The sequence below is a fragment of the bacterium genome (assembly GCA_016703265.1).
In the GTDB taxonomy this organism is placed as follows: Bacteria; Krumholzibacteriota; Krumholzibacteriia; order LZORAL124-64-63; family LZORAL124-64-63; genus CAINDZ01.
In genome coordinates this window covers 1-4,133 of sequence record JADJCK010000019.1, presented here as the reverse complement: position 1 = coordinate 4,133, position 4,133 = coordinate 1, and the positions used below count along the sequence as shown (strand labels likewise).

At 70.6% G+C, this 4,133-nt stretch carries 4 protein-coding genes; all 4 read right to left on the bottom strand.

Annotated elements, in window-relative coordinates:
- Positions 1 to 570: 570 nt before the first annotated feature.
- Entirely contained in the window at positions 571 to 1,488 is a 918-nt protein-coding gene (locus IPG61_20215; protein ID MBK6736344.1) for a sigma-54-dependent Fis family transcriptional regulator, read from the bottom strand.
- 198 nt (positions 1,489 to 1,686) lie between these two features.
- Positions 1,687 to 1,941: a response regulator gene (locus tag IPG61_20210; GenBank protein ID MBK6736343.1), complete on the bottom strand. Its 255-nt coding sequence runs from the start codon at positions 1,939 to 1,941 to the stop codon at positions 1,687 to 1,689.
- A complete protein-coding gene (locus IPG61_20205; protein ID MBK6736342.1) occupies positions 1,938 to 3,254 on the bottom strand; it encodes a sensor histidine kinase in 1,317 nt (438 codons plus the stop codon). Before IPG61_20205 ends, IPG61_20210 begins: the two co-directional genes overlap by 4 nt.
- Positions 3,239 to 4,133, bottom strand: an 895-nt coding sequence (locus IPG61_20200) for a hypothetical protein (GenBank protein ID MBK6736341.1), incomplete at its 5' end; no start/stop codon positions are given. The genes IPG61_20200 and IPG61_20205, both read right to left, overlap by 16 nt.

Here is a 4,133-nt window from a genome sequence, read left to right as displayed (position 1 = left end):
CGTCGTCCGGCAGCAACCTCACATACGCCATCCTCAAGCCAGACACCCGCCGCCTGACCTACCGCTGCCCCGGCGCGTCGTCAAGGAGCTTTCCTCGATCAGCTGCTCGACGGCCCGCCAGCACGTCACCGCTTCTTTCCTGCAAAGTCCGATCGCCCCAGTGCCGGCGAGGGTTCCCGCAACCGTGTGCACCCGCTTGGAGCAGCGCGTCGTGTGCTCGGCGAGCGACGGGCTCCGCCACGGCGGAAACTGAAGACATCTTCAGGTGTCAACTCGTGGAGTCGTTCTCTGACAGGACTGCAGGTACGTCGAAGCTCCGCCTGAAGACTTCATAGGCGCGCGCCACCATGCGCCGGAAATCGCGGATCCGGCGCTCCCGCTTCTTCTCGATGTAGCGTTCCACTCTTGACCTCCATCCAGCTGCGCCGGGCCGGGCCCGGCCGGCGTCGTGCTGATGGGGATGGAGAAGGTGGGGCGACTGGGTGGCCGCCGATCTCTCGATCGGAATGTTGTGCTTCGAGGCGCGCGAGACTCCGGACTTGACCAGGCAAGCACCCTTCGCGGCCCGGACTAACCGTTCCCTTCGCTCAAGCCGTACCTCTTGAACAACCGCGACATCGCCTCCCTCGTGATCCCGGCCGCCTTCGCCGACCTGGTGACGTTCCCGGCGTACGCGCGATGCAGGCGGGCGAGATAATCCTCCCGGGCCGATTCGATCGCCGCATCCATCTCCGTGATCGTCATCCCCTGGTCGAAGTGTGTCGCGAGCAAAGCGTCCACGTGCACCTCGTCACCGTCCGTCAGGATCACCGCCCGCTCCACCCGATTGCGAAGATCCCGAACATTGCCGCGCCACTCGTGGCGCACCAGGAATTCCTTCGCCGCGGCGGTGAACTTCAGCCCCGTGCGCCCCATCTCGGCCCCGAACACCTCCAGGAAGTGCTCCGCCAGCGGCACGATATCGTCACGCCGCTTTCGCAGCGGCGGCAGTACCAGGCTGAACACGTTCAGCCGGTAGAACAACTCCTTCAGGAAGCGGCCCTCGTCGCACATCTGCTGCAGGTCATGGCTCGCCGACGCCACCACGCGGGTGTCCGCGCGCACCGGCGCGGCCGCGCCCACCGGCAGGAACTCGCGCGTTTCCAGCACCCGCAGCAGCTTCGCCTGCAGGGCCAGCGACGCGCGTCCCACCTCGTCCAGGAACAGCGTGCCGCCCTGCGCGCGCGCAAAAAAGCCGGTGCGCACCGTCGTTGACTCGGGGAAGGCGCCCCTGACCTGGCCGAACAGCTCCAGCTCGGCCTGCGCCTCGGCAACCGCCCCGCAGCTGATCGCCACGAAGGGCCCGGCGGCGCGGGCGCTCAGTTCATGCACGCGCCGCGCCACCAGTTCCTTGCCCGTGCCCGACTCGCCGACCACCAGCACCGTGGCGGCGGTGGGCGCCACCTTCTCGACGTCCTTCATGATCCGCAGCATCAGCGGGTCGTACACGACCAGCTCGCCGCCCAGCCGGCGCAGCTGTGTCTCCAGCGACGCCAGCCGCCGGCTCGCCGCCGCCCGCTCGGACGCCAGGCCGATCAGGGTTCGCCAGCCTCGCCGGGGTCCGCATCCTTCATGGCGTAGTGGAAGGCGCCGCCCTTGATGGCCTGTACCCCACGGCGCCCGGGCCCTGCATGCCCGTGAGCATGATCACCTGCGGCGACTCCACGGTTTGATCCTGGCCAGCGCGACGAAGCCGTCCACGCCGTCCTTTAGGGTGATGTCCAGCAGCACCACGTCCGGCCGCGCCTCGGCGATCTTCGCCAGCGCGCCGGCCGTGTCGGCGGCAACGGTCACCTCGAACCGGTCGCCGAGCAGCAGGGTCATGTCACCGCTGAAGGCGGGGTCGTCGTCGACGATCAGGACCCGGCAGCGCGGTCCGGGCTCGGGCGTGTGGTCGATCATGCGTCGCCCCCCGGCGCAGTCGATGCCGCGCCCGTGTTTGCCGTTCTGAGATAGAGAACCATCGTCGTGCCCTGACCGGGCGCCGTGGCGGCCACGATCAGCTTGCCTTCGTACTTCCGCAGGCGCGCACAGCTGCCGGGCAGCCCGCGGCCGCCGCCCGCGCGCTTGCCTTCGCCGGGCTCGAGCGCCGCCGCAGCTTCGCTGGCGGTCATGCCGACGCCGCTGTCCTGCACGTGAAGGGCGATCACGTCGGTGACCGGTCGCCATTCCACGGCCAGCCGACGCTGCGTGGCCGGTTCCATGGCGCGCAGCGCGTTCTCGACGAGGTTGTCCAGCACGAACGCCAGGTCTTCCGCGTCGATGAAGCAGTCCGGTATCGGGTCGGCCGGCAACGAGACCTCCACCCCCATTCGGGAGATGGTGTCTTCGTGCGCGGCCAGCGAGCGCGTCAGGATGGCGCCGGGCGACGCCGCGAAATCGGCCGCAACCAGTTTGCACAGGTTGCGGAAGCGCAATCGCGCGGATTCCACCAGGGGACGGAGCGCAACGGCGGAGGCCGTCACCGCTTCGTCGGCCGGCGTGGCCCCGTCCCAGTCGTCCGCGATCTTCAGCAAAGATGCCTTCAGTTCGTCCAGCGCCTGGCGCGCCTCGCCCAACTCCTTCTCATCCAGCCCCGCCAGCTCTGCCACGTCGGCCGCCGCCGCCAACTGTGGCACGCCGACGTCGAGCATCTCCCGCAGGAGTTCACGGATGCGCTGTTCGAGGAGCGCCCGGTCGCCGCCCGTCTTGGCGAAAGAGGCAAGCAGCCGCTCCGCCAGCCGCTCGGCCGCGGTCAGGGGACCGATCGCTCCGTGCCTCTCACCGACCAGCCTCTCCAACAGCTGCAGGCGCAGCGCCCTCAACGCCGCGGGCGTCAGCCGCCGCCGGCGCCAGCGCCACGCCGTGCCCGCCGCGCCCACGGTGGCCGTGCCGGCCGCAATCAGTTCCCAGGGCACCCGTCGCGGGTTCTCCTCGAGCACGAACTCCGCACTCGCGAGCCCCCGCCCCCCCAACACCACCAGCCGCCGCTCGCCGCCCGGCATCCCCCGCAGATAGGTGCCATCGCCCAGCGGCCGGAAGTCGGGGTCATGCAGCAGAGCCAGCGGTTTGAGTGTCTCATCGACCAGCCAGTTCCAGCCGCCCGCCCCGCCCAGCAGCACCTCGAGCGCCGCGTCGCCCACGACATTCCCCACCAGCGCCACCTGCACCGAGCCGTCCGTCCAGCCCAGCGGGCCGGCGGTGATCGGCCGCGAGCGACTCAGTGTACCGCGCACCGCGCCGTCGAAGGACCAGCCACGCCGTCGCGCCCGCCCACCGCCACCGCCCAGACCACCAGGCTCTGGGCCCGGGCCGCCAGCGGCGCCGACGCCAGCACCGCGCCGTCGCCGTCCAGCACGAACAACGCCTCGCTGCCCAGCTCGGTCAGCCAGGCCGCCACCACCAGCTCGTTGCGCCCGTCCGCATCCAGGTCCACCGGCTCGACCCACCCCGAGGCCGGCGCCGCGCCCAGCGCGCGCTGCCATCGCAGCGCGCCGTCATCGCCAACCACGAACAGCCGCGCGTGGTCGTCGCGGAACCCGTCGACGTCTTCGCCCTCTTCCAGGTTCGTCACCCCGGCGCCCAGCAGGCAGATCTCCTGCCGGCCGTCGCCGTCCAGGTTGACGATGTGGAAGTTCAGCGCGATCGGCGTCGCGCCGGTCAGGTAGCGCCACAACTCGCGCCCATCGCGCGCATCGAGCGCGATCACGCCGCGCGGCCGCTCGTCGTGGCCTGCCTCGATGCCCACCAGCAGCGCGGGCTGCGCGCCATCCGGCAGGCGCGCCGTGAACGGGCCGATGGCACGGAAATATCCGTCCCAGTTGCCGTCGCCGCGGTCGTCGCTGCCGGCGGGCAGGTCCGCGCTCCACCTCCGCGCTCCGGTGGCCGCATCCAGCACATCCAGCCGCCAGTGGAACCCATCGGGCGTGCCGCTGGTAGAAACGACTTCCGCCCTGCCGTCGCCGTCCACGTCCCACACCCCGTCGATCGAGGCGCACGGCCCCTTGTGCACGAACGCGACCGGCAGGTTGGTCTGCCAGTCGGTGCCCGGCCCGTTCGGGGTCATGGGAGTACCGCAGATGCCGTGGTCATTGGCGCGGAAGAGATCATCGACG

Excerpts from the sequence above, each read along its gene's own strand:
- IPG61_20210 (MBK6736343.1), bottom strand. The coding sequence starts at position 1,941 with ATGATCGACCACACGCCCGAGCCCGGACCGCGCTGCCGGGTCCTGATC.